The 23,290-nt window shown below is 52.7% G+C and carries 20 protein-coding genes and 1 riboswitch; of the genes, 9 read left to right on the top strand and 11 right to left on the bottom strand.

The window, feature by feature from the left end; translation table 11 throughout:
* Window positions 1–54: 54 nt before the first annotated feature.
* Window positions 55–1,890 carry a hypothetical protein gene (locus EL633_RS37125; protein WP_161982269.1) on the bottom strand — a complete coding sequence of 612 codons (1,836 nt, stop codon included), beginning with the start codon at window positions 1,888–1,890 and terminating at the stop codon, window positions 55–57.
* Window positions 1,891–2,638: 748 nt separating this feature from the next.
* On the opposite strand from EL633_RS37125, the gene EL633_RS19745 reads away from it, so the two are divergent.
* Both EL633_RS19745 and EL633_RS19740 read left to right on the top strand, forming a co-directional pair.
* Window positions 2,639–3,592 carry an LLM class F420-dependent oxidoreductase gene (locus EL633_RS19745; RefSeq protein WP_126629487.1) on the top strand — a complete coding sequence of 318 codons (954 nt, stop codon included), beginning with the start codon at window positions 2,639–2,641 and terminating at the stop codon, window positions 3,590–3,592.
* 599 nt (window positions 3,593–4,191) lie between these two features.
* Window positions 4,192–6,429 carry an ArnT family glycosyltransferase gene (locus EL633_RS19740; RefSeq protein WP_126628834.1) on the top strand — a complete coding sequence of 746 codons (2,238 nt, stop codon included), beginning with the start codon at window positions 4,192–4,194 and terminating at the stop codon, window positions 6,427–6,429.
* A 192-nt stretch (window positions 6,430–6,621) separates the two neighbouring features.
* Here the strand turns inward: EL633_RS19740 and EL633_RS19735 are convergent, their stop codons facing one another.
* The 3 genes from EL633_RS19735 to EL633_RS19725 form a co-directional block, all read right to left on the bottom strand.
* Window positions 6,622–7,656, bottom strand: coding sequence for a Gfo/Idh/MocA family protein (locus EL633_RS19735; RefSeq protein ID WP_126628833.1), 1,035 nt, complete (start codon window positions 7,654–7,656; stop codon window positions 6,622–6,624).
* Between the two features lie 66 nt (window positions 7,657–7,722).
* Window positions 7,723–8,499, bottom strand: a complete 777-nt coding sequence (locus EL633_RS19730) for an SDR family NAD(P)-dependent oxidoreductase (RefSeq protein WP_126628832.1) — start codon at window positions 8,497–8,499, stop codon at window positions 7,723–7,725.
* Window positions 8,500–8,588: 89 nt separating this feature from the next.
* Window positions 8,589–9,437, bottom strand: coding sequence for a sugar phosphate isomerase/epimerase family protein (locus tag EL633_RS19725; protein WP_126628831.1), 849 nt, complete (start codon window positions 9,435–9,437; stop codon window positions 8,589–8,591).
* A 653-nt stretch (window positions 9,438–10,090) separates the two neighbouring features.
* Window positions 10,091–10,241, top strand: a riboswitch (FMN riboswitch).
* A gap of 230 nt (window positions 10,242–10,471) precedes the next feature.
* Between EL633_RS19725 and ribD the strand changes: the two genes are divergently transcribed.
* The 4 genes from ribD to EL633_RS19705 are packed head-to-tail and all read left to right on the top strand — an operon-like array spanning window position 10,472 to window position 14,062.
* A complete protein-coding gene (ribD, locus tag EL633_RS19720) occupies window positions 10,472–11,602 on the top strand; it encodes a bifunctional diaminohydroxyphosphoribosylaminopyrimidine deaminase/5-amino-6-(5-phosphoribosylamino)uracil reductase RibD (RefSeq protein ID WP_126628830.1) in 1,131 nt (376 codons plus the stop codon).
* 49 nt (window positions 11,603–11,651) lie between these two features.
* Window positions 11,652–12,920, top strand: a complete 1,269-nt coding sequence (gene ribA / locus EL633_RS19715; protein ID WP_246039176.1) for a GTP cyclohydrolase II — start codon at window positions 11,652–11,654, stop codon at window positions 12,918–12,920.
* A 35-nt stretch (window positions 12,921–12,955) separates the two neighbouring features.
* Window positions 12,956–13,441, top strand: coding sequence for a 6,7-dimethyl-8-ribityllumazine synthase (gene ribH, locus EL633_RS19710; RefSeq protein ID WP_126628829.1), 486 nt, complete (start codon window positions 12,956–12,958; stop codon window positions 13,439–13,441).
* 24 nt (window positions 13,442–13,465) lie between these two features.
* A complete protein-coding gene (locus EL633_RS19705) occupies window positions 13,466–14,062 on the top strand; it encodes a riboflavin synthase (RefSeq protein WP_126628828.1) in 597 nt (198 codons plus the stop codon).
* Here the strand turns inward: EL633_RS19705 and EL633_RS19700 are convergent, their stop codons facing one another.
* Both EL633_RS19700 and EL633_RS19695 read right to left on the bottom strand, forming a co-directional pair.
* Window positions 14,063–14,863: a class I SAM-dependent methyltransferase gene (locus EL633_RS19700; protein ID WP_126628827.1), complete on the bottom strand. Its 801-nt coding sequence runs from the start codon at window positions 14,861–14,863 to the stop codon at window positions 14,063–14,065.
* Window positions 14,864–14,884: 21 nt separating this feature from the next.
* Window positions 14,885–15,289 (bottom strand): winged helix-turn-helix transcriptional regulator, encoded by a 405-nt coding sequence (locus EL633_RS19695; RefSeq protein WP_126628826.1) that lies wholly within the window; start codon window positions 15,287–15,289, stop codon window positions 14,885–14,887.
* Window positions 15,290–15,641: 352 nt separating this feature from the next.
* On the opposite strand from EL633_RS19695, the gene EL633_RS19690 reads away from it, so the two are divergent.
* Complete coding sequence (locus EL633_RS19690; RefSeq protein ID WP_126628825.1) at window positions 15,642–15,995, top strand: DoxX family protein; 354 nt, start codon at window positions 15,642–15,644, stop codon at window positions 15,993–15,995.
* Between the two features lie 404 nt (window positions 15,996–16,399).
* On the opposite strand, the gene EL633_RS19685 is transcribed toward EL633_RS19690, so the two are convergent.
* The 3 genes from EL633_RS19685 to EL633_RS19675 form a co-directional block, all read right to left on the bottom strand.
* Window positions 16,400–17,305, bottom strand: a complete 906-nt coding sequence (locus EL633_RS19685; protein ID WP_126628824.1) for a sugar phosphate isomerase/epimerase family protein — start codon at window positions 17,303–17,305, stop codon at window positions 16,400–16,402.
* Between the two features lie 59 nt (window positions 17,306–17,364).
* Entirely contained in the window at window positions 17,365–18,273 is a 909-nt protein-coding gene (locus EL633_RS19680; protein ID WP_126628823.1) for a LamG domain-containing protein, read from the bottom strand.
* A gap of 616 nt (window positions 18,274–18,889) precedes the next feature.
* Complete coding sequence (locus tag EL633_RS19675; protein WP_126628822.1) at window positions 18,890–19,516, bottom strand: TetR/AcrR family transcriptional regulator; 627 nt, start codon at window positions 19,514–19,516, stop codon at window positions 18,890–18,892.
* 407 nt (window positions 19,517–19,923) lie between these two features.
* Here EL633_RS19675 and EL633_RS19670 point away from each other — a divergent pair, with 407 nt between their 5' ends.
* Entirely contained in the window at window positions 19,924–20,820 is an 897-nt protein-coding gene (locus EL633_RS19670; protein WP_126628821.1) for an ABC transporter ATP-binding protein, read from the top strand.
* Between the two features lie 65 nt (window positions 20,821–20,885).
* On the top strand, window positions 20,886–21,716 hold the full coding sequence (locus EL633_RS19665; RefSeq protein WP_126628820.1) for a DUF2705 family protein: 831 nt from the start codon (window positions 20,886–20,888) through the stop codon (window positions 21,714–21,716).
* A 9-nt stretch (window positions 21,717–21,725) separates the two neighbouring features.
* Here the strand turns inward: EL633_RS19665 and EL633_RS19660 are convergent, their stop codons facing one another.
* Complete coding sequence (locus EL633_RS19660) at window positions 21,726–21,989, bottom strand: hypothetical protein (RefSeq protein WP_126628819.1); 264 nt, start codon at window positions 21,987–21,989, stop codon at window positions 21,726–21,728.
* 18 nt (window positions 21,990–22,007) lie between these two features.
* Entirely contained in the window at window positions 22,008–23,177 is a 1,170-nt protein-coding gene (locus EL633_RS19655; RefSeq protein WP_126628818.1) for an alpha/beta hydrolase family protein, read from the bottom strand.
* Window positions 23,178–23,290 lie beyond the last annotated feature (113 nt).

Raw genomic sequence — 23,290 nt, 5'->3', positions numbered from 1 at the left:
ATGTAGCGAAGGCTCCCCTCTGGGTAGTAAAGTCTGGCGTCAGGCCCGATTTGACTAGGAATTCTTTTTGGCGGCGTTGCCGTTCAGATTGATCTGGAAGTAGATCTCTTTGCTGAAGTTACCATAGACACCATCAATGGTATCGCTGGTAGCATTGCCGCTTCTAGGTACGGTAAAAGTGGGTGAATGGCAGAAGTCATCGTCGGAGCAGCCTGGCATTTTAGAGATATCCAGTTTCACCACAGGGGCCAGCTGGGTACCGTCAGTATCGCTATTGCTGCCGGGATAGATATTGAGCGTCTGACCATCTTCGCTCATGGTAATCAGATAGAAGTGCCCTTTCGCGTCCTGGGTGATGCGGGCCTTCTGAGCATCGGTGATATCCTGCTTCACATCCTTGAGGATCTTACCATCGGCGATAACGACGTGGTGGGGTCCATCATACAGGTTGTTGTAGAGGATGTGGACACGATTATAACTATCAACATAGCTATCGGTCAGATAGGTTACGTCGATATCGTTATTGTTCTGTGGCTGTACCTCGGCGACTTTCAGTTCTTGCAGGACCGGATTCGTCACATCTTTAATGTAAAAGTATTTGATGGCATTAAAGACATAATCAAAGCCAGAGGCCGATGGCAGTCCAAGCAAGGGCCGTTTGACATCGCGCATAGCTGCAATGGTCAGGTCATTGTGGTCGCCTGGGAAGAAGAAGGCATAGGTATAGCGATAATCCAGGCTATTCTCATGGAAGGTCCATTGATGACTGGTGGATGAATAATAGGTCCACAGGAAGCGTCCTGGTTGATCTTCAGCTGTCTGGTAGACAACTATATCACCCTTGTCATTGATGCCCGCACTACTATAACCCTGATCGGTAGACCAGTTGCCGGACAGATCTTCAGTCTTAAAGGTCTTGCCTAGATCGGTTGAGCTGAGATGTACAAGCTTGCCAGCGGTACCCGGCCAGGTAAAGAGATGCAGCTCATCATGAGGTCCACGCACAATATTGATCGGCTCGGTCCCGGCATTACCTTTATTCAGCTCCTCCCAGTTGCCGGTCGCCGTTCGATGCAAGAGATGCCACTGGCGATTCTGGAGATCCTGGCCGGCATCGATATAGACAGTAAAGAGATCGCCGTTCGAGGTACGCACGATGCGCTCTTTCTGCACCCCCCAGCTATTGGGTACATATGTATCATTCTGACCAAACGCCTGATCAGTAACCTGCTCCAACTTCGTCAAAGCCGGCTGGCCCGTAACGGGTACAGGGGTCGGAGTCGTGGTTGGGGTTGGTGTATCTGTTGCCGTTGGTGTATCTGTTGCCGTCGGTGTATCCGTTGCCGTTGGTGTACTTGTGCCGGTTGGCGTTAAGGTTGGTGTATTCACCTGCACTGGCGTCGGGGTCGCGGTTGCGATACGGGTCACCGTGGGAGATGGACTTTTCACAGGCGTCAACGTCGGCGTAAGGGTTGGTGTGGTCCGATTGGTTGGTGGATTGGAAGTACGTGTTGGTTCCGGTGTGGTTGAAGGCGTAGTTGGATACGTAGTTGTGGTTGGATAGGTAGTATCATCAGGAGTCGACGTGGGATTGTCTGCCTGGGAATTCGAAGGATCTGGATAGGTTGGATCGCTAGTTGGTGTGTCCTTAGTTGATGGAACATCGGTCGTTGCCTGCGTCGATGGTATGCTATCTGGCATGGTCGCTTCGGGGGTCGGAGTCTGACCGCCCAGCATGGCCTGGAGGGGGCGAGTACTGGCCGAACTGGCCTTCGCCGGCTGAAATTCACTATAGAGAGAGGCCATCGAACAAATAAAAATCAACAATACCAGAAAACCAGCCGCCAGCCGCTCACGGTATCGCCAGCAGAGCGGGAAAAACTGGCGCATATTCTGTCGACTAAATAAGGATCTGGTCGATCGTATAGCAGCGAAAATTCGCCCGGGCAAGCGCATAGATATGGGTAGTATTCTATCTCGACCGAAAGCGAAAATTCGCCCGGGTATACGTAAAAGCTGGAGAAACGTTCTACGGATAATTAAGAGTAACGCATTCAAGGTATAACATTCCTTCCATGGATTGCTAACTTTTTACTCAAACCTATTACAACTTTTTACTGCGCAATACACCGCTTGCTTTTTAACAATCACTTAAATTAAAAGAGCATTCTCTAGTATTATATACTTTAGTAAGATTATATGCTCTTTGCGGAATTCTTTCAACCTCCACAGCTTCCCATTTTATCTGCGCTACCACCGTTTTTGAGCACGATTATGCAACTAATTACCAGATATTTTGCTGTTATCATATTCGTCCATATTGAGCAGATTGATAAGCAAACACTATCTTGAAATAGTGTTTGCTTCCCACTCTCATCGGCGAGGGTACAACCAGCCGCAGGCGGGCCCTGAAGGACCCACCCCCTTCTTTTACGTGTGGTGTCAAATGTTGCGCATCGCGCAACATTTGACACCACACGTAAAACCGTTGAAGCGCTTTAGGGCCCGCCTGTGGCTGGTTGTGCCCGCGCCGATAGCAGAGAGGTGGTGCTTGCATTCTTAATAAGCATGGCGTAGGCTATAAAAAGAAAAGCTTGTCTATTTTCTTTTCATAGTAGCGAAAGAGTTGTATTTTATGATGAACTATGGAGTTATCATTCCACAGGGATGGAAAATGGATCTGGTCGGAATTGCAGATCCAGTTGAGGCATATGAAGCCATGACGCATGTGGCCCAGGAGGCCGAGGCTCAGGGCTATCATTCTGTCTGGCTGTATGATCATTTTCATACGGTGCCAGAGCCAACCCAAGAGGTGACCTTTGAGTGCTGGACCAGCATGGCTGCCCTGGCACGAGACACAAAGCGCGTACGCATTGGTCAGATCGTGACCTGCAACAGCTATCGCAATCCTGCCCTACTGGCAAAGATGGCCAGTACCGTGGATGTGCTCAGCCATGGTCGCCTGGACTTTGGGATTGGCGCTGGCTGGTATGAGCATGAATATAAGGCCTACGGTTACGATTATCCCGATGCACCCGAACGGCTACGCATGCTGCGTGAGGCCCTTCAGGTGATCCTGGCCATGTGGACCCAGGAAGAGGCTCATTTTGAGGGCAAACGCTATCAGGTCCGTGGAGCAATCAACCAACCTAAAGGTGTCCAGAAGCCCCATATCCCTATCCTGATCGGTGGTAGTGGCGAGAAAGTTACCCTGAAGCTGGTTGCGCAGTATGGTGATGCCTGTAATCTCGGCGGCGATATCGCCAACATCAAACACAAGCTGGAAGTCCTGAAGAACCACTGCGAGACACTCGGTCGCGACTATAACACGATCCGCCGTACAGCTATTGTAGATCTGTGCGCAATCGGGGAGACCGAGGAAGCGGCGCTCGCCAAACTCAACGCCAACGACCGGGCCAATCTCGCCGAGCTACGCAAAGTCAGTCTGATTGGTTCACCCGCCCAGATTCGTGAGCGACTCGCCGAATATGAAGAAGCAGGCATCCAGGATATCCTCATCCACTTCGTCGATGCCGCCACCAACCCCGATGTGGTGCGCCTGTTCGCCCAGGAATGCATGAACGCCAGATAGCCCTACAGCATCATTGTCCATTCCACACGCGCAGGTGACCTTGAAATCCCTAATTTTGGGATACAGGCACCTGCCAGAGCAATCATTTAGAGTTTTTCCTCAGTATAACCAGAAACGGCATCTTTTTTTTCTCTTGTAGATTCTTTAGAATCTTAAAAAACTTGATGGTTCAATAGGACTACTAGACGCAAAGGAAAAAAAAGCTTATATTAATGGCTTAACGGTCCTTTTGGTGCCATTTTGTCACCACTGATAGCCTTTCTGGTAAGAATGCAAGCAGCAAATTACTAAAGTCAGAGCACGCGCTGCTATCCTCAATTCAAGTTAAACCGGGTATGCACTGCACTACCCGCAAAGAGAAAATTTTGCCGAAGTGGAAGCATGCTTCCAGAAGGTCGCGACTACCCGGGAAAAGATGCAGGGGGCAGATCAATAATAGCCTGGCCTAAGCATACATCGACAAAAAAAATTTACGCTGGCGGAACCAGTACTTCATACAAATGCTAATAATTCATAGCGGATAATCTGATATCTTTTCTGCCTATTTGCTATTTTATTCTCATCTCGCTTTCTTAAATTTATATAAAGAGAGGTATTATATGAACAAGGATACAATGTATCCTTTCCACCAGACACAGGTCCATGAAAAATCGTTAGAGGAAGGTACATTACCACTTGCTGGTATCAAGAAAGAGCCAGCCTGGTGGAGAAGTTGGGAGCTCTATCTCATTATTTTATTAGCAGTTGTATTGCGACTCTATCGCATTGACACTGCTCAATATATGACCGATCATAATACATTTTACCAGATGGCTCATGACGCGGTAGCAAATGGTTTATGGCCTATTAGTGGGAACCGCTCATCGACGGGTCCATTGATTCCTCCTCTATTTATCTACATCATGATGATTCCCGCTGCTATTACGGCTAATCCGGTTGGTGGTAATATTCTTGTTGCACTCTGTAATATTGCGGCGGTGCTCCTGACATATATTTTTATGCGACGCTATTATGGACGGCTGGCTGGCACGATTTCAGCTTTATTGTATGCTACGGCAATCAATGTGATTATCTTCAGCCGAGATATCTGGCAACCGGACCTGTTGCCACTCCTGGTAATCTTGTTGCTATTCATGTTATTTCGGGGCGTGGTACAAAAGAAACATTATTGGTTTTCCCCTGCGGTCTTACTCATCGCGGCGATGTATCAACTCCATTCTACGGCGGTATATCTTGTTGTACCTTTGTTGGTTGCACTGGTTCTGGCCTTCAAAACAATTCGCTGGCGAGAGTTGCCATTGATAATTTTAGGGCTCCTGGTGTCTTTTGCACCATATATCTATCTAGAACATCGCCGACAATATATAGATATTATTGGATTGTTCAATGTGGCTAGCAGACCCTCTACTTTTAACACAAATGCGCTATTATTTTATAATATGTGGGTTCACTCTTTTGTGCTCAACCCATTATACTACCTGTTTGTGCCACCACGTATTAACGTTGATACCCACCTTATTCCGAGTAACGCACATTCTATTTTGCTAACCACACCATTGCAGCTTATCGCCCAGTTTAGCCATTCGGAGAGTCGATTGATGAGTGTACTGCTAGTGGGAGCATGGTTGACGGTGGCTTTACTGATTATCTGGCCATTCCATTCCTCTAATACACAACCTGGATTGAGGGGTTGGTGGAAAAATCTATTGAATTCACCAGAACGCCAGGGACTGCTGCTATTGCTGGTCTGGCAAGGAACCTCCCTACTTCTGCTACGACACTCAGTAAGCATTTTTATCCACTATTTGATCTATCTTTTGCCAGGCCCATTTATACTCATAGGGATCTTGCTTGCTACTATAGTACAGTGGGTACGCCGTGTGCATTTTTCTGGGGTATGGCTGATTCGCTATGGAATCTATGCGCTTGTCGGCTTGCTCGTGATCGTGCAAACAGTCGGTAGTGCTGGCTGGTTAATTGATCATGCTCGTGGCAATTTCGATAATCATTATGCCTTTCCGCAATATTTTGACCTGGCAACCACGCAACGCATTGTGGACAACGCCAACCAACTGGCGCAGCAACAACACCTTTCACGCATCTACATCGATATTCAGGGGGATGACGTGAGTACGGTCACCTACCTGGCGCAATTTGCGCATACGCCAATCGCGGTCTCTGATGCGACGCAATGCCTGATGCTACCAGATGTCGCGAGTGGTCCAGTCGTCTATGTCACCGATCCCAATCAGCCAGACATTGACAGCTTATTGCAGCATTACACGACAACGACATCGGTTGGTGAAATCCCGCATCCAGGAGGAGCGCCACTCAAGATGTATGTACTCAGAGCAAAACCAGAGCCACAGCCAGCTCTAAAATTGAGCGGAGGGCTGCAACTACTCTCCCAACAGGCAGATGTCATATCAATGGGAGGTGGTAATCCGAACATGCTGGTGACGCGTTGGAAGATGCAAGACGCAACTCCCCCTGCGCCACGTGCGGTCTATAATTATCGCTTTCTGGGACCGGCGAACCTGGGGTTTATCACGCGTGATAGGACAAATACCTTTGGTGCCAATAGAGCACCATACTGCCGCATGTCAAGAAATTGGTCTGGCGATGAGCTCATACCGCTATTCGCGTTTAATGGTCATGCTCCCCAACAACTCACCATGGGCGTTGAGAAGTTCAGCACGGCACCGAAACACTATGATCGTGGCACCCTCAAGATGGTTATCTATGATATTGTTGATGGACCACATAGCTCTTTACACACGACAGATGGGAAAGGCACAATCAAGCTTTCTGTACACGCTGCAACTATACCGCATTAGCACTAATGTGTAAGCAAAATGCACCCAAAAATATCACTTGCATATTTTGGGTGCATTTTGCTTACACATTAGAATCTACCACAACATGCTACCCTGCCACCTGTCGCGGGTAGTAATATAAAAATTCCAGGGTAGCCTTGAAATCTGCGGGATCGAGAGGCAGGCTCGATCGATCACAGTCCGGCATCACTATCATTTCCAGGTAATATTGACGGGTTGGCCGCTCTCGGCGCTTTCGATGGCACCGAAGACCATAGCCAGGCTTTTGATGTTGTCGGTGGCCCTGGTTTCAGGCTGGGTGCCATTCTGGATGCAGGTGAAGAATTCACGGATCAGGCCAGCATGTCCACCGATGCTCTGGGTTTCATAGGCGGGTATGTCAATGTCCTGGTACTCGGAGGTAAAGCCGCCGCTGGCCTTGACGATCTGAGCTTGCTGCCTGCTCCCTCCGTCCCAGATGACACTCCCCTGCTGGCCAATGAAGCGCCAATCGCACTCCCAGCTAGTGGGCAGGCCTTCGGCACACCAGCTACCGCGATAGGTATAGACGATCCCATCGGTCATCTCAAAGATAGCAAGCGCGGAGGCATCATGGTCATACCAGGAGCCACGCGGATTCCATTCTTTGCAGTAGACGGAGATGGGATCGGCCCCGGTGAGCATACGGGCGGCGTCAAAGGTATGGATAGCCATGTCGAGGAGCAGGACATGCTCCATGTGATCACGGAAACCACCAAAATGGGCCCCGATGTAGAAGTCGCTATTGACAGTGGTCAGCTCGCCAATCTTTTGGGCCGCCAGGAAATGCTGGACACGGCGGATCGCAGGATCATAGCGCCGGTTCTGGATCACGGAGAAGATCTTGCCGGCCTTCTCGGCGGTCGCCAGCATCTCGCGCGCATGCTCCATAGAATCGGCTAGCGGCTTCTCGCTCAACACATGGCAGCCATGCTTCAGAGCGGTCATCGTAATCTCATAATGGGCCTCAGGAATAGTGCAATTAAAGACCGCATCTACCTGCGTCTGATCCAGGACACTGGACAGATCAGTGCTGATAATGGCCCCGTCCAGCTGGAAATCCCGGGCCTTCTTATGGGCCGCCTCCTCGAAAATATCGACCAGCCCAACGATCTCTACATCCGGCATCGTGCGGACAGCCTCCAGCCACGCGGCACTCATGCCGCCACAGCCGACTAACACGGTTCGTACTTTATTCTGGCTCTGCATACAATCCTCTCGGTCGAGATAAGCCGGGGCAAGCCCGGCACTACGGATACAAAATTGATGGCGGGCCTATTTAGCGGTCCAACCACCATCGATGACCAGCGTGGAACCGGTCACGAAGGCCGCTTCGTCGGAGGCCAGATAGAGCGCGGCACTGGCAATCTCGGCTGGCTCACCCATACGTCCGATTGGCTGACGTGCATGCAGCTTTTTGCGCTCTTCATCCATGCTCTGGGGAAAATTCTTTTTCAGGAAGCCCTCAACAAACGGCGTGTGGACCGTGCCGGGACAGATGGCGTTGGCGCGAATCTTCTGCTGTACAAAATCCATGGCAATCGAACGGGTTATGCTGATAACAGCTCCTTTGCTGGCCCCATAGGGCAGGCGACGATCGACGGCAATCATGCCAGCCACCGAAGCGATATTGACGATGACGCCTCCCTGCGGTTGCTGCGCCACCATCTGCCGCACCGCTTCACGCGCACACAGAAACACCCCCCGGGCATTCACACCCATCACGCGATCCCAATCATCCAGGCTGGTCTCAAGGATATTCCCAACATGACTCACACCAGCATTGTTCACCAGGATATCCAGGCGACCATGTTGCTGCGCCAGTTGCGCAAGGACGCTCTGTACCTGGGCCTCATCGTTCACATTAAGCTGGACCGCCTGGGCATGTCCATCCTCAGCCGTAATCTCATCCACCACACGGCTGGCCGCATCCTGCTGGATATCTGCGATAATCACATGCGCCCCCTGGCGCGCATACAGTAAAGCAATCTCCCGACCAATACCAGAGCCAGAACCAGTCACAAGCGCGATTTTATGATCTAGACGAAACATCTTATCCCCCCTCCAGGAAAAAATAATGATGAAGAACACCCAGCCACCAGGGGCATCCTTCATCACCGTTCATAAGGCTAGCGAGCTAGCTAGAGCTGGACACCAATGACGTTGAGCAAATACTCTCGACACAATAGCAGACTCTCTTTAGGAGTCGTCAGCGAGACATCGATCTCAACCGTCATCCAGTCCTGATAATTAACATCGGCGAGCGCGCTCATGATCGGCGTGTAATCGATGATACCTTTGCCAAGCTCACAGAAGATCGGCAACTGCTCGGTACCGGATGAGACATTGTTGCCGGCTTGCTTGTTACGTCGCTCCTCAATGGCGCCTTCACGCAGATCCTTGATATGCATATAGCGCATGCGCGAGCCATAGCGGCGGATCATCTGCGGCACATCGATCTCCGCGCAAGTCAGGTGAGCGGTATCGGGACAGAAAAAGACATAAGCAGGATCGGTCAGCGCCATGATCGTATCGATCTCATGTTCGGTCTCGATCTCTGTTCCCAGGTGAGGATGTACGCAGGCCGAGACACCCAGATCATAGCAGGCGCGGGCCGCTTCATTGATGGTTTTGGCCGCCTCTTTAAGATCGGCATCGCTGGTCCCACCTGCTGTCCGGGGACCGCCAGGACCAAAGACGAGCCGATCAACGCCGATTTTTGAGAGGAAGCGCGCCAGACGCACATTGGTATCAACGGTCTCTTTGCTCCTGGCGGGATCGCTGAAGCGGCCGCCACCATACAGGGCTGATAGACGTAGATTATGGGAGGCCAGCAAGTCTCTTAGCTGTGTAGGATTCTCTTCGTAGGCCAGCGCGACATGTGAAAATGGCTCACAGGCATGGAAGCCAATCTCTTCAACTTCCGTTAATGCCTGCTCAAATTTGTCGCCCCAGGTGATCAAATGACATGAAATAGGGTTATTTGCCATGATGCTCCTTTGTGGCAGTTATAGCCATCCTTGCTATCAGCAACCATGGATAGTTGCTGCGGATCCAGCCTTCTGCGATTCTCAGTATCGACGCTTACATCCCCGCCTACGGCGGGCGGGTGAGAGGGGGGTAAGATTGGCGGGGAACACCCCCGCCCCCCCGGCAGGGACGCTACGCTCCCTGCACCCTCGCTTCCCCACCTATAGCGGGAGGGAGGGAGGTTGACGGGGGACACCCCCGCACCCCCCCCGGCAGGGATGCTACGCTCCCTGTACCCTCGCCTCCCCACCTATGGCGGGAAGGAGGAGAGGTTGACGGGGACACCCCCGCACCCCCAGCAGGGACACTGCGCTCCCTGCACCCTCGCTTTATAAGTTTAACGTTAAAGTACATCGATGTAAAAGGGTAGATTTATGAGATATCCACTTTGAGGGCTAGTATTTTTATAGTGTAACATATCAAGCATTCAAGCTACCATTCACCCAGGGCTCACAATGAGATAAGCATTATTTCATGTGTGGATTGTGTCTGGTGCGCGACCGCGCACCAGACACAATCCACACCCCAAACCTGGCGCCGCAGGCGCCAAAATCGAATCTGGCGAGTTGACAAACGGCTGTTTTTTTACTACTCTTTAGGTATAGAAAATAATAATTGTCTTCGGGGCAGGGTGAGGGAATATCTTAGATATTTCCAATTCCCGATCGGCGGTAGAGCCCGCGACCTTTTGTGGCGAGAGCCACATTGGTGGACCTGGGGAAGTTCCAGGGCCGACGGTATAGTCCGGATGGGAGAAGACAGTAGAGGCGCTTTGCGCTCGCTTTGGGCCTCTTTTGATAGGTGTAGCTGTTGTTTGCTTGCTTTTTTTGGGGCAAGTATGTCTTTCTGATATGCTGCGCATGCGCATGCCAGGGATCAACAGGTATTTCTACATGTCCTTCTCCCCTCCTGCTTCTTTTTTCTATCCTCGCCTCCCCGTTGCCGTAGGTTGTTTGTGGCGTGGTATGCCATGCGAGCAAAAGGATAAACTTCGGTGAATGATTCTGAGGCAATGCAACAGGCGCTGTTATGCGCGGCCCAGGTTGAGGGGCGAACAAGTCCTCGACCCCCGGTGGGGGCGGTAGTGGTACAGGCGGATAGGGTTCTGGGCCAGGGCGCGACGGCCCCTCCTTATGGTCCTCATGCCGAGGTTGTGGCGCTAGCGGAGGCCGGTGCGGCGGCACGCGGGGCGACGCTGTATGTGTCGCTTGAGCCATGCTGTATTACGATCCATACTCCTCCCTGTACACAGGCAATTATCGCAGCCGGCATTAAGCGCGTGGTGATCGGCACGCTTGATCCTAATCCACAGGTGGCTGGGCGTGGCATGGCTCAGTTACATGAGGCCGGGATCGAGACGAGCTGTCTACACATGGAGCAGGCGTCCGAGCTGATGCGTCCCTTTGCGACCTTTATTACAAAAAAACGACCCTATGTGACCGCCAAGTGGGCGATGACGCTGGATGGTAAGCTGGCCACGGGCTCCAAAGACGCTCACTGGATCAGTGGTCCGGAGTCGCGGGCCTGGGTGCATGATCTACGGGATCGCGTAGATGCGATTCTGATTGGCTCTCAGACGGCGATACAGGATAATCCACAGCTCACGGTACGCCTGCCAGCGGTCCCGTTGGAGATTGTCAGGACGCCGCGAGCTGGTCCTTTGCGGGTGGTGCTGGCGGCCCATGGTCTACTTCCGGAGACGCTCCAACTCTTGCAGGAGGAGCTGGCGATGGGTACGTGGGTGATCGTAGGCGAAAATTGTAGCGCGAAACAGCGACGTTGGCTGGAGGAGCGTGGTGTGAAGGTGCAGATGGTAGCCGCCGATGTACAGGGCCATGTAGACTTCGCGGCCGCGCTGCAACTGCTCCATGATCAGGGATATATGCATGCACTGATCGAGGGTGGCTCACAATTACTGGGTAGCGCATTTGATGCCCGGCTCGTCGATCGGGTGGCCGCCTTTATCGCGCCCAAGATCATTGGGGGCGCGACCGCACCAACGCCCGTTGGCGGTACCGGCCTGGGAGTCATGTCCGAGGCCTGGCAGCTCTCCAATCGTGAAGCACACCAATTTGGTAACGATATCTTTATTACTGGCAATGTCCTCTATGCAGATAGAGACTGAGATACTATAGATACTGATGAGTAGACAGCAAGGAAAAGCGGAGAAGTATATGATCTATCAAAAGCCTGAAAAAACAGCTATGCGTTATCTATCGGTGCCCGAGGCGATCCAGACCGTGCAGGCGGGCAAGATGTTGTTAATATGTGATGATGAGGGGCGCGAAAATGAGGCTGATCTGTGTCTGGCGGCCCAGTTTGCCAATCCAGAGGCGATCAATTTCTTGCTGCATGAGGCGTGTGGGCTGATCTGTGTCGCGATGTCCGGTGAACTGCTGGATACGCTACAGTTGCCGCTGATCAACCATGAGGGTGAGCCATTGCAGGGCACGGCCTTTACGGTTCCGGTGGATGCTCGTCACGGTACGACAACCGGCATCTCGGCGTCTGATCGCGCCCATACGATTCGTACCCTGGTTGATCCGACCAGTCGACCAGAAGATCTGGCGCGGCCCGGCCATGTCTTTCCCCTGCGGGCCCGTGCTGGTGGCACTCTTGAGCGTCGAGGGCATACAGAGGCATCGGTGGACCTGATGAAGTTGGCCGGCCTGACAGCTGGAGCGGTCATCTGTGAGGTGCTGGATGCAGAGGGGAACGCGGCCCGTGGCGAGGTCCTCCACGAGATGGCGCAACGCTGGGAGATCGGCGTGATCTCAGTAGAGGCCATCGCCCGCTTTCGCCGTGAGCATCGCGTCAGCCGCATAGCGCAGACCCGGCTACCACTACCGGAAGGCGAGTTCACCACACTGGCCTATCAGGAGATCGCCACCGGCGAACAGTATGTCGCGCTCACGCTCGGCGACATCGAGGGTCCACAGAAAACACCTTTGCTGGTCCGACTGCATTCGGCCTGCGCGACCGGTGATATCTTCGGCTCACAGCGCTGCGACTGCCAGGCACAGCTGCATGCCTCCCTGAAAGCCATTGCCGCCGAGGGGCGCGGCATCCTGCTCTACCTTCCCCACGAGGGACGCGGCATCGGACTGGCCGGCAAGCTCCAGGCCTATGCGCTCCAGGACCACGGCCTGGATACCATCGAAGCAAACGAGCAACTGGGCTATCCCATCGATGCACGTAACTATGCATGCGCCATCGAGATCCTACAAGACCTGCATATCCAGCACGTGCGCCTGCTCACAAATAGTCCCAGGAAGATCCAGGCTCTGACCGCCGCCGGCATCAAAGTTGAGCGCGCACCACTGGAGATTCCACCAACCGCAGATAATATTCGCTATCTGCAAACTAAATCCAGGCGCATGGGACACCTGTTGGGCACGCAAGCTATCAAGCAGAGTAGTCCCGAACACAGTACGCTCGCTTAAATAAGCATAAAACGGAACAAGAAAGTGAAATAGCTATGCAGAAACAATTTCTAGAGGCGCCCGCTCCCCCGGACCTGCGTGGTAGTGGACTGAACGTCGGAATTATCGTGGCGCGCTTCAACTGGCCGATCACGGGTTCCCTGCTGGCCCTGGCCTATGAAGAACTGGTACGGCTGGACGTTGCTCCGGAACAGATTACCGTCGTACACGCACCGGGCGCCTATGAGCTGGCCACGATCGCACAGGCCATGCTCAGCACACCACACCATTATGATGTCCTGATCTGCATCGGCTGCGTCATGAAGGGCGCCACACGCCATGATGTACTGGTCGGAGACGCAGCCACCCAGGGCATCCAGCGCGTCGCCCTCGATACAGGCATCCCGATTATCTTTGGTGTCCTGTGCGCCGAAAACACACAGCAGGCCCAGGAACGCATTCCACGCGGCATCGAATTCGCCCAGGCCGCCATAGAAATGGCCTGCACGGTCCAGCAACTCAAATATCGCAATAGACAATAAAGTATTTAAGGAGAAATAAAAATCATGTTTACAGGGATTGTTGAAGAACAGGGTAGCTTGAAAAGTAGCGAAGAGAACGGTCTGGTGATCAGGGCGCAGCAGATACTGCATGATGTCGAGGTCAAGGATAGCGTGGCCGTTGACGGCACCTGCCTGACCGTGACCGAGAAAGGCGCGGACTGGTTTCGCGTCGACACGATGCCCGAAACACTGCGCCGCACCCGGCTCGGCAGCCTGAAACCCGGGGACAGCGTCAACCTGGAACGCTCCCTGCTTGCCAATGGGCGCATCGGCGGCCATATGGTCCAGGGACATATCGAAGCTTGCGCACCCATTCTGAGCACACAGACAGACGGCATCGGCCTGGACGTCATCATCGCGCTCCCACCCGAGCTCCAGGGCTATATCATCCCCAAAGGCTTCGTCGCCCTCAATGGGGTCAGCCTCACCGTCGTCGATGTCTGGTCCGACCGCTTCTCGATCTCCCTGATCCCCTATACCCGCCAGCAGACCAATCTAGGCGAGGCACACGCAGGCATGCTCCTCAATGTCGAAAGCGACATTCTGGGCCGCTACGTCGCCAACTTCCTGCAGACCACGCGCTCGTCGCTGCAAGTTTAATTACGATGCGATAAACAGGCCAGTCTCCTTGGAGATCTGGATAACGCCATGCTGGTCGAGCTCCTGCTGGATGATAGTGGCGAGGGTGTTGAGCTGGTCTTCGCTAATGCTATCAGGAGGAAAGCAGGAAAGCACATAGGCAAGTAATGGACCGGCTTCTGTGACAGCTAGTTGGTTGTTTTCCATCATCCGTAGCTCGACATGAGAAAAGCTGGCCGCTAGCTGCTCGGCACCATTTTGCACGCGGAAATGCACATCGGCTGGCGCGCCCAGGACGCCCTTGAGGGCAATGCCGGCGCGCTGGCAGAGCTGCTTGATCTCAGCCAGATGGTTTACCCCATTGGTGGCGGCATAGAAATGTCCTGTCGGAGCCAGCACCCGGCGCATCTCGGCAATGGCGCGAGCACGATCAGGAACGTGGTAGAGCATATGATTGGCGATCACCACCTCGAAGCTAGCATCGGGGAAAGGAATGGACTGTGCGTCAATCTCGACATACTGGAAACGCTCAGTGCCCAGGTTACGCTGCGTATCTGCCAGCATGCCCGCCGAGAAATCCGAGAGCGTAATCTGCCAATCAGCCGGAATGCGCTTCAGATTCTTCAGCCACAATTGGCCCGGACCACAACCAAGCTCCAATACACGATAAGGAGCAGCAATAGTAATTTGATCAAAAACCCAGCGCTGCCAAGCTATGGGATTAGTGCTATAGAGTTCATGAAGTTGAATACGTGCATTGAGGCGCGCGGAATCATTGTACTGGGAACTCAACAAATACTGCTGGTCAAACATCTGTGTCATATGTAATATCGCTCCTCTGTTTTATAAGGGGATATCATCAGAGGTAAATGCACAATCGCCACTTTCGACGATAGGTGGATTAGAGAGATGCTTATTGCCAAATTTCTCCAGGGCCGCAATGACCTCTCCCAGTTCTTGTCCTTTTTCGGTGATATGGTATTCGACGCGTGGCGGGATTTCCAGAAACGCTCTGCGCTGCACAAACCCCAACTCTTCCAGTAGCTTGAGCCGGCTGGTTAGGGTCTTGGAACTAATATGTCCCAACTCCGCGCGTAAGATGTTAAAGCGCATAGAGCCCTGCAAGAGATTAGTGATAATCAGCAATATCCAGCTATCTCCCAGAAGATGAATTGCACGGCCTAACGGTGTGGCATTACAATCGCTATGTGATTGTGGTGTTTCTTTAGCTTGTGCAGAAGGTTTCATACGCCGAGTATAGCATTATTTCAGCAAGAAAACAACATACTTGACAAAGCTAAATTTTCTATGTACTCTGAGTTCCATAAGGAAACTAATAGGCAAGAGGAAACTAGTAGGTACTTTGTTCGTGTTCTGGCAAACTTCGTTTGATGGATGGTTCGCCCGCTACGCGGGCGGTAGGGTGGGGGAGAGATCGGGGCACAGCCCCCGATCCCCCAGTCAAGGGGCTCGCCACCCCTTGCATCCCCGCTTTGCTAGCACATGGAGGGGGTCAGACTACGGGTGTATTTGTGAGGATAGTTTGCGCTATTAGTTTGAAAACAGGCATTATATTTAATGAGACTGGAGACCGTTAGAAATGTTTATCGCCTACATTGTTATTGCTGTCTTATTATCAGCACTGCTCATATTTTCAGGCGTGGGCAAACTGCGTAAGGATCCCCGCATTGTCCATTCGATCCATGATATTACCAAAGTAGAGATGAAGTGGTTCCCATGGTTGGCCGCCTGTGAGTTCGCTGGAGCTGTTGGCCTGCTGATTGGTATCTTCTGGTGGCCACTCGGTGTCGCCGCAGCCATCGGGGTCATCATCTATTTTATCGGAGCCATCATTGCCCATTTACGCGTAAAAGACTTCAAAGGCGTCACAAACCCAATCTTCCCATTGGTACTGGCAATCGCAGCCCTGGTATTGCGCTACCTGACCCGCTAGACACATTTCGATTAAACGCTTTTGGGAGCGGGAAAATGGGATGCATGTGAAGCGGGCCGGTCGTACGTCGAGTGGGCGCCACACGCAAGGCCGGCATGCGGCTTGATCAACGACGGTACGTGTTCAGCAAGCATCGCATGCCTGTGGCGCCTACACCAATCTTGTTTCTTCACGTAGGATCGCTCGGCAACGTTTCGACTGGCGACCAAACATTCCTCATCAATGCCGTACCATTCACCGTGATTCGTGTAGGCGCCACAGCACTGCGTCTCGCTTAAACAGGTTGGCACTCGTAAACGCAGCAGTGCGGCCTTGCGTGTGGCGCCACTCCACGTACGCAACGCCAGCTGATGGCGCTCCCATAACTTTGGCGTACGCTCGGCTGGCTCATGATGGGGGCTTGCTTACATTTGTGCGAGGGTGCCACGGAGGTATTGGACGGAGCGCTGGAGTTCGGGGAGGCCGTTGATGCCGTCTTCGATTGAGATCCAGCCGTGAAAGCCGGCGCTTTGCAGGCGGTGGAAAATGGCTGAAAAATCGTTGAGGCCGGTGCCGATTTCGCCGTGGTTGAGGATGGCGGCATAGCCAATACTTTCCTCCTGGGACCGGAGGTCGGCGAGGGTCGAGCCTTCTCTAAGGCGGCGATCACTGGCATGCATGCTGACGACCCGCGTCAGGACGGCATCCAGGACAGCCAGGGGATCGTCTCCGGCGAGCAGGGCGTTGGATGGGTCATAGTTAACGCCAAACCAGGGCGAATCGATAGCCTGGATGATACGCTGGAACACTGGGAGCTGCTGCGCGAACTCTGGATAAGTCCAGTAGTTGTCCTTGTAATGGTTCTCGATGGCCAGAAGCACTCCATAGTGTTGGGCAACCGGCAATAGGCGCTGGATACACTCTACGACCAGCTCAACCCCTTGCTCCTCTGAGAGGCCGGGCCTCCGTTGTCCTGAGAGGATGCGACAAGTACGAGGAGACGAGGCTCCAAAGAAGTCGACCAGCTCGATCATACGCTTATAGGACTCGACTTCAGCGTCCCGCTCGACGGCCGTTGGCTTGGTAAAATCAGGCGAGGCACATAGCATAGGCATACTCAATTGATGAGCCTGGAGAGCCGCGCGCACCGCCTGTAAATAGGGCCGCTCAAATGAGGCAAAGAAGCTAGGATAGAACTCCAGGCCATCTACGTCCAGCGTCGCCGCCTGCTCGATCCAATCAAACAAGGTCATGGTCTTGCTTACACACAGCTCATCCATATAGCACTTAGGAAAGACCGCAATATTTCCTAGAGGCGTGCTTGCTTGCATGCTGTTGACCTCCTTGTTCGACGAGTATATTTGAGATCTGCCCCCAATTTACGCGAGGGTTATGGTTTGGATGTGGCCGTAGCCGTTGGTGTGGCGCTCGGAGTGCCCTCCGGCGTCCCGGTTCCACCATCAGTCGGGGTAGGTGTCAGCCCTGGCAAAGGATCAGGAATAGATTGGATATCCATGCTAATAAACGAGGCTGTGGCTTCGTCGGACGACCAGCCATTATTGACGAACAGGGCCAGCTGGCCTTTGGTATAATCATAATCCTCAAGCATCGCGACCTCGACACCATTGACCTTGATGGTCATACGAGGACCGTTCATGGAGACCTGGACACGATTCTCATGACCAATCGATTTCATAGACGGAACCTTACTGATATGCTTCAACTCAATATCCTGCGGGAGCTTATTATCATCCAGGGACTCCTTGAAGATACCAATGCTATTATCACCAAGAATATCAATGCGATAATCATGGTCCAGGTTGCTATCACCACGCAAATAGAGGCCTACCTTGTCATGCTTGTCCGCCTGCTGTAGCACATAGCTAAAATTAAGGACATAGTTGCTCAGGGGCGCGGATGTCGGCACGTTTTCGATCAGGATTTTGTGCTCGTTTACCGATAAGGTAAGTTTGTTATCTGCTACGCTGCGGATATAGCCCGAGCTGCTTGAGATCGCCCAGCCGTTGTGATTATCCAGAAATTCTTCTTCGAAGAGGGGGGTAGGGGTGGCGGTAGCCGTAACGCTGGGACTTGCTGTGGCTGTTGGTGTGACTGCTGGCGTGGTAGCAACTCTGGTGACGGCTTTGGTTGCGGTGGCGACCATGTTCACAAGCGGATCTCCTCGGCCCTTGATTTTGTCAGCAAAGATGATGCTACTACTTATAAGGATAAGTAGCAGTAAAGCGGTCCAGGCTAGAAGTTTGTAGTATCTGCGCCGGCGCTTTTTTTCACTTACCATAGCAATAAGTTGCTCCCTTGTTTCAGTATATATAATATAACGAAGTTATTCGTTTTACGTTTCATTTTCTGCAGTTTTTCTCTTGCCGCCTGCGGCGGCAGAGATGGGGGGGATGAGCCGGGGCATAGCCCCGGACCCCAGGTTAAGGGCTCGCCGCCCTTAACAATCCCGCTTTCTCTCCTCGCCGCCCTTAACTATCCCGCTCTCTCCTCGCCGCCCTTAACTATCCCGCTCTCTCCTCGCCGCCCTTAACTATCCCGCTCTCTCCTCGCCTTCTTTTAAGGATCTTGCTTTACTAGCAACAACATACAAAGAATCTACGAGTAATGGTTGACCAGGGTATGATGATGTGGACTTTAGTACGGTCCATCCATGCCTGCGGTGCTGTTTATATGCTTTCTTGTTTTTATAAATCGTCAGAACCCCAATAGCTACCTTTTCTCTCGCTGTACTTTGGCAGCATGTTAGCTCACATCTTCTTTTATTGATTGGTGCAGAAATGGCGCATTCGCGCCATTTCTGCACCAATCAATAAAACATGAATGGGGGCGCCTGCGCTCCCCAGGCCGGCTCAAAACTCACCACTCCCATCCCAATGGGAGTCATACACACTCTCTTAAAGCAGGTGGGCGGTTTCGTCAGGCATAGGGGCGGCTACTCCGGGTGGGAGGAGCAGCCCTTCGGTGATAAACTGGCGATAGATTGTGTTTACTTGCTGGACACTGAGCCGGCCATTGGGGCGGAACCAGGTGGCGACTTCGGTACACATGGCGATGATGGCATAGGATGCTATTTTGACATCGCTCCGGCGAAAAATTTCACGCTCCATGCCATCCTGCAGCAGCTCTTGTAACAGGGCCTCGTATTTGTCGCGTAAGGATAGGATGTAGGGTCGGTGCTCGTCTTCCAGGGCGCGCATTTCGGTATCTATGATGAAAAATTCCTCTTTATAGGTTGTATGCAAACGGATATGGTTGGCGATCGCTGCATGGAGACGCTGCAAAGGATCGTCGTTCTCCTTCAAAATATGTTCCAGGCTGGCATTCAAGCGCAGCATGTGGGTCTCCATGATCTCGACGAGTAGCGCCTGCTTACTTGGATAATGATGATAAATACTGGCAGCCTGAATGCCCGCTATACGGGCAATATCGCGCAAAGGAGCGGCATGATAACCATATTGAGCGAACAACTGTACAGCTGCAGCTAAGATGCTTTCCCGCATAGAACGGCTCTCTGGCCGCATAAGATTTTTTCCTCATTTCTGTCAGACTGCTACTATTGTAGCAGAAATGCTGCAATCAGTGAACGCCACATCCCCCACTTTTGTGTCCAGCCCTGCTAAGAGCGTAGTACTCTATCAGACATCATGTGATGGGAAAGCGGGGATGCAAGGGGCGGCGAGCCCTTTGCCTGGGGGCTTGGGGGCTGTGCCTCCGCAAGCTCCTCATCTCTCGCCCGCGCAGCAGGCGAACAACCTGACTTTTGGTTATTGCTATTGAGCGTTTATTTATAGTAAAAATACAGCTTTCGCTTATTGCTAGTTTTCCCAGACTCGCGTATTATGGGGAAGAGCAATTTGAATGCAAAGCATGCGCTTGCCGATAATATACTCTTTATATAAATTTTACACACAGTTAAGAAAGAAGGTTTATGGAAACTGAAGTAGTTTTAGAGACGAATCAACTCAAAAAATATTTTGGGGCCGTCAAGGCGGTCGAGGATATTTCGTTGAGCGTGAAGCGCGCGGAGATCTATGGCTTTCTGGGCCCCAATGGTTCCGGCAAGACCACGACCATTAGTATGATTCTTGGCCTGATGCGTCCAACGGCCGGTGAGGTCAAGGTGTTTGGTGAGACGGTCACGCCTGAACAGAATAGTGTGCTGAAACGCGTCGGGATGATGGTGGGGGCGCCTGCCTTGCTGCCACCCTTTACTGCACGCCAGAATCTGCAGATGATGGCAACCATGCATCCAGATCTACCAGAAAGCCGTATCGATGAGACCTTAAAATTGGTAGATCTCTATCCAGCGGCTGATCGCAAAGCCAAAACATTCTCGATGGGTATGAAGCAGCGCCTGGGTATCGCGCTGGCACTACTAAACAAACCCGAACTGTTGATCCTGGATGAGCCAACCAACGGCATGGATCCAGCGGGTATGCACGAGATTCGCCAGTTGTTGCGCTCACTGTCCAGTGAAGGCATCACGATTTTCCTCAGTAGCCACTTGATGCATGAAATCGAGCAGGTCTGCGACCGTGTAGCAGTCGTGCAAAAGGGCAGTATGGTCGCGCAGGGAACGATCGCAGAGCTCTTAAGTGGAGATCCAATTGTGTCTATCCACACAAATGACACAACAGGCACAGTCAAAGTGCTGGAGAAACTGGAAAATGCCCGTTCGATCGAGACAAAGGAACGCTTTGTTTATGTCCAGGGTATCGCCAGTTCACAGGTCATCGAGGCCCTGGTGCAGGAACATGTGGTACCAGAAGAGGTGTCAGTGACACGTCCAGACCTGGAGAGCGTCTTCCTGTCGTTAACCAAATAGCTTGCCTGCATGAGCCTCATGCATTGATTATTAGTGATATTGACACAAAAGGAATTTTTTAGCCCATGTTTTATAATATCTTGCGCATGGAGTATATGAAAAACCTGCGCCGGCCTTTTTTCTGGATTGAAATCGCTGTTCTGGTAGGACTGCTCACCCTGTTCGTGGCACTGTTTTTTTTATTGCAGAGCTTATCTGAGGCCACCAGAGCTGCGGCTGGTACTATCACGTGGCCTCAGGGACCAGCATTCGCAGAGGGCCTGCTGTTTTCAATAGGACGAGTGCTCCTGATCATCCTGGTAAGTGTGATGGTGGCCCGTGAATTCACCTGGCGCACCATCCAATTGTGGTTGAGCCAGGGTCTATCACGTCCGGTGCTCATGCTAGCCAAATGGCTGATCCTGGTAGTAGACGCCCTGATCATGACCGCAGTAGCAGTCGTAACCTCCAGTCTGTTAACCCTGATCTGCTCCTTTATCATTAATGGCACCGTGCATACACAGGGGCTCGATGTTGTGCAAGTACTGCTCAGCTATGTGCGCACCTTCTATACATTATTACCTTATATCAGCCTGACCTTTCTGCTGGCAGTGCTCACCCGCTCGACGGCGGCCGCCATCAGTATTGGTCTGGTCTTTGCACTTGTTATTGAAGGCCTGGTCGCACAGCTCGGTGCATTATTCAACGAACAGGTTGCGCGCTTCATCGCCTATCTTCCCAACAATCTGGCTGCATCGGTAAATACGTTAAATAATCCGGCTCAGGATCCCAGTACATCTCCCCTCGCCGCCACGCAGGCCTCACCAACGGTCGCGGCCATCATGATTGCGGTCTATACACTGGTCTTCCTGGGACTGGCCATCTTCGCGTTCCAGCGCCAGGATCTTACGCAGTAGGATCTCTGATCATACTTTCTGCCGCAGGAACACAACCATGCGGGGAATGAGGAGGCTGGCCAGGATGGCGATCCAGAGGGCGGCAAAGGGTGCGAAGAGCCGACCAAAGAGCCAGACGCCGAGCCAGCCTCCCAGGCAACCACTGACAGCACCAATGGCCAGGACGATCCACCAGGATGATCCTGGCCATATTGCTGGTCGCAGACGGGCCGCCAGACAAACAAGGGCACTTGCCAGGCCAATGACCAGCCAGAGGAGTGAAGACCAGAGCATAGTTATAAACTCCTTTGCTTATGAGCCAGCATACAGCAAATCATCCAACACACTAAAGAGATGTGTCCCATCACCGATGAGTTGTCCCACATTGAGTCCTGAGCGTACCTCAACATGGTCGAAGATATGGAACTCGACATATTCATGGCGATGCTGAAGGCGCGTCAGTTCGGCATCAAAGGCTCGCGTCTCAGTGACAGGTAGCGAGGGATCATTGCGGTCATGCAGCAGGAAGATGGGGGCGCGAATATCCTTGATGACACGCCTGGGCGATAGCTGATCCAACAACTGCTGGAGATCGGGAGGGAGGGAGCGCATCAGGGAATCAACTTGTGCCGGCGTATCGCCTTTCAACAAATGGTAGACATCCTGGGCACCAATCGATAACGTCGCCAGTTCGCCGGAACTTAAAGGTTGGGCCTTAGGGGCCAGGGCCGTGCGCAGAGTATCCTGCTCGGACGCGGCAAAGTTTTCGGTGGTCATATTGGTGAGCACCTCAATCGGCACGTCGATTGGCTGCCAGGACTCGCGCTTGCCGTCGATGGTAATGCTTCTACGGCCAAAGGTTTGGATCAAGGTGCGGGTATCGAAATAGCCACCGAAGGCCGCGATATATGCCACTTGATCACGGATGCGCGGATCGGCGGCCGCGAAACAGGTCAAGGGAACACCGCCACTAAAGGAGATCATGCCACTACGGCGACCCTGCATACCCGGCCAGCTTTGTAGTTTCTTGAACGCCTGCACCGTCGCATCGGTATCCTGAACTGAAACATCGTAAGCCATCAAGGTAGGCGTCGTCATGCTCATCACCACCATTCCCGTCCGCGCCAGCGCCTCCAAAAGATTGACAAGTTGCGGCACCTGGCGATTATCACCGACGCCGGCCACGACCAGCACCCCGCTCCGGGCCCGTACAACCATAGGCGCCGGGCTATCCGGCGCATACACATCCAGATAGACCACACCACTCTGCGAAGGGATCGTTGTCTGGGTATGCTTGATTGGCTCGCCATTCGCCACCAGAACGGACGGCTGATTCGCCGCAATCAGAGCCGGCAAAATATACGCCGAACGCACCACCGAGCGGCCCCATGGAAAAACCGTACAGCAAAAACCAAGCAGGAAAAGCAGTAGCAGCACGATCCGCGCCGCCATATGCCTCCGCTTCAGTCGCCCGCGACCCATGTGAGAATCCCTCCTTCATACATACGTTCCATCATACACCAAGTATATGCCACCATTACACCACACCACAGGGTCATTTGCCCCATCTTCACCACTGCCCGCCCGCCGTGGGG

Origin of the sequence: Dictyobacter alpinus (assembly GCF_003967575.1) — a bacterium.
Classification (GTDB): Bacteria; Chloroflexota; Ktedonobacteria; order Ktedonobacterales; family Ktedonobacteraceae; genus Dictyobacter; species Dictyobacter alpinus.
This window is presented reverse-complemented; position numbering and strand designations above follow the sequence as displayed.

Excerpts from the sequence above, each read along its gene's own strand:
- EL633_RS37125 (WP_161982269.1), bottom strand. The coding sequence starts at position 1,890 with ATGCGCCAGTTTTTCCCGCTCTGCTGGCGATACCGTGAGCGGCTGGCG.
- EL633_RS19745 (WP_126629487.1), top strand. The coding sequence starts at position 2,639 with ATGAACTATGGAGTTATCATTCCACAGGGATGGAAAATGGATCTGGTC.
- EL633_RS19740 (WP_126628834.1), top strand. The coding sequence starts at position 4,192 with ATGAACAAGGATACAATGTATCCTTTCCACCAGACACAGGTCCATGAA.
- EL633_RS19735 (WP_126628833.1), bottom strand. The coding sequence starts at position 7,656 with ATGCAGAGCCAGAATAAAGTACGAACCGTGTTAGTCGGCTGTGGCGGC.
- EL633_RS19730 (WP_126628832.1), bottom strand. The coding sequence starts at position 8,499 with ATGTTTCGTCTAGATCATAAAATCGCGCTTGTGACTGGTTCTGGCTCT.
- EL633_RS19725 (WP_126628831.1), bottom strand. The coding sequence starts at position 9,437 with ATGGCAAATAACCCTATTTCATGTCATTTGATCACCTGGGGCGACAAA.
- ribA (WP_246039176.1), top strand. The coding sequence starts at position 11,652 with ATGATCTATCAAAAGCCTGAAAAAACAGCTATGCGTTATCTATCGGTG.
- ribH (WP_126628829.1), top strand. The coding sequence starts at position 12,956 with ATGCAGAAACAATTTCTAGAGGCGCCCGCTCCCCCGGACCTGCGTGGT.
- EL633_RS19705 (WP_126628828.1), top strand. The coding sequence starts at position 13,466 with ATGTTTACAGGGATTGTTGAAGAACAGGGTAGCTTGAAAAGTAGCGAA.
- EL633_RS19700 (WP_126628827.1), bottom strand. The coding sequence starts at position 14,863 with ATGACACAGATGTTTGACCAGCAGTATTTGTTGAGTTCCCAGTACAAT.
- EL633_RS19695 (WP_126628826.1), bottom strand. The coding sequence starts at position 15,289 with ATGAAACCTTCTGCACAAGCTAAAGAAACACCACAATCACATAGCGAT.
- EL633_RS19690 (WP_126628825.1), top strand. The coding sequence starts at position 15,642 with ATGTTTATCGCCTACATTGTTATTGCTGTCTTATTATCAGCACTGCTC.
- EL633_RS19685 (WP_126628824.1), bottom strand. The coding sequence starts at position 17,305 with ATGCAAGCAAGCACGCCTCTAGGAAATATTGCGGTCTTTCCTAAGTGC.
- EL633_RS19680 (WP_126628823.1), bottom strand. The coding sequence starts at position 18,273 with ATGGTAAGTGAAAAAAAGCGCCGGCGCAGATACTACAAACTTCTAGCC.
- EL633_RS19675 (WP_126628822.1), bottom strand. The coding sequence starts at position 19,516 with ATGCGGCCAGAGAGCCGTTCTATGCGGGAAAGCATCTTAGCTGCAGCT.
- EL633_RS19670 (WP_126628821.1), top strand. The coding sequence starts at position 19,924 with ATGGAAACTGAAGTAGTTTTAGAGACGAATCAACTCAAAAAATATTTT.
- EL633_RS19665 (WP_126628820.1), top strand. The coding sequence starts at position 20,886 with ATGTTTTATAATATCTTGCGCATGGAGTATATGAAAAACCTGCGCCGG.
- EL633_RS19660 (WP_126628819.1), bottom strand. The coding sequence starts at position 21,989 with ATGCTCTGGTCTTCACTCCTCTGGCTGGTCATTGGCCTGGCAAGTGCC.
- EL633_RS19655 (WP_126628818.1), bottom strand. The coding sequence starts at position 23,177 with ATGGGTCGCGGGCGACTGAAGCGGAGGCATATGGCGGCGCGGATCGTG.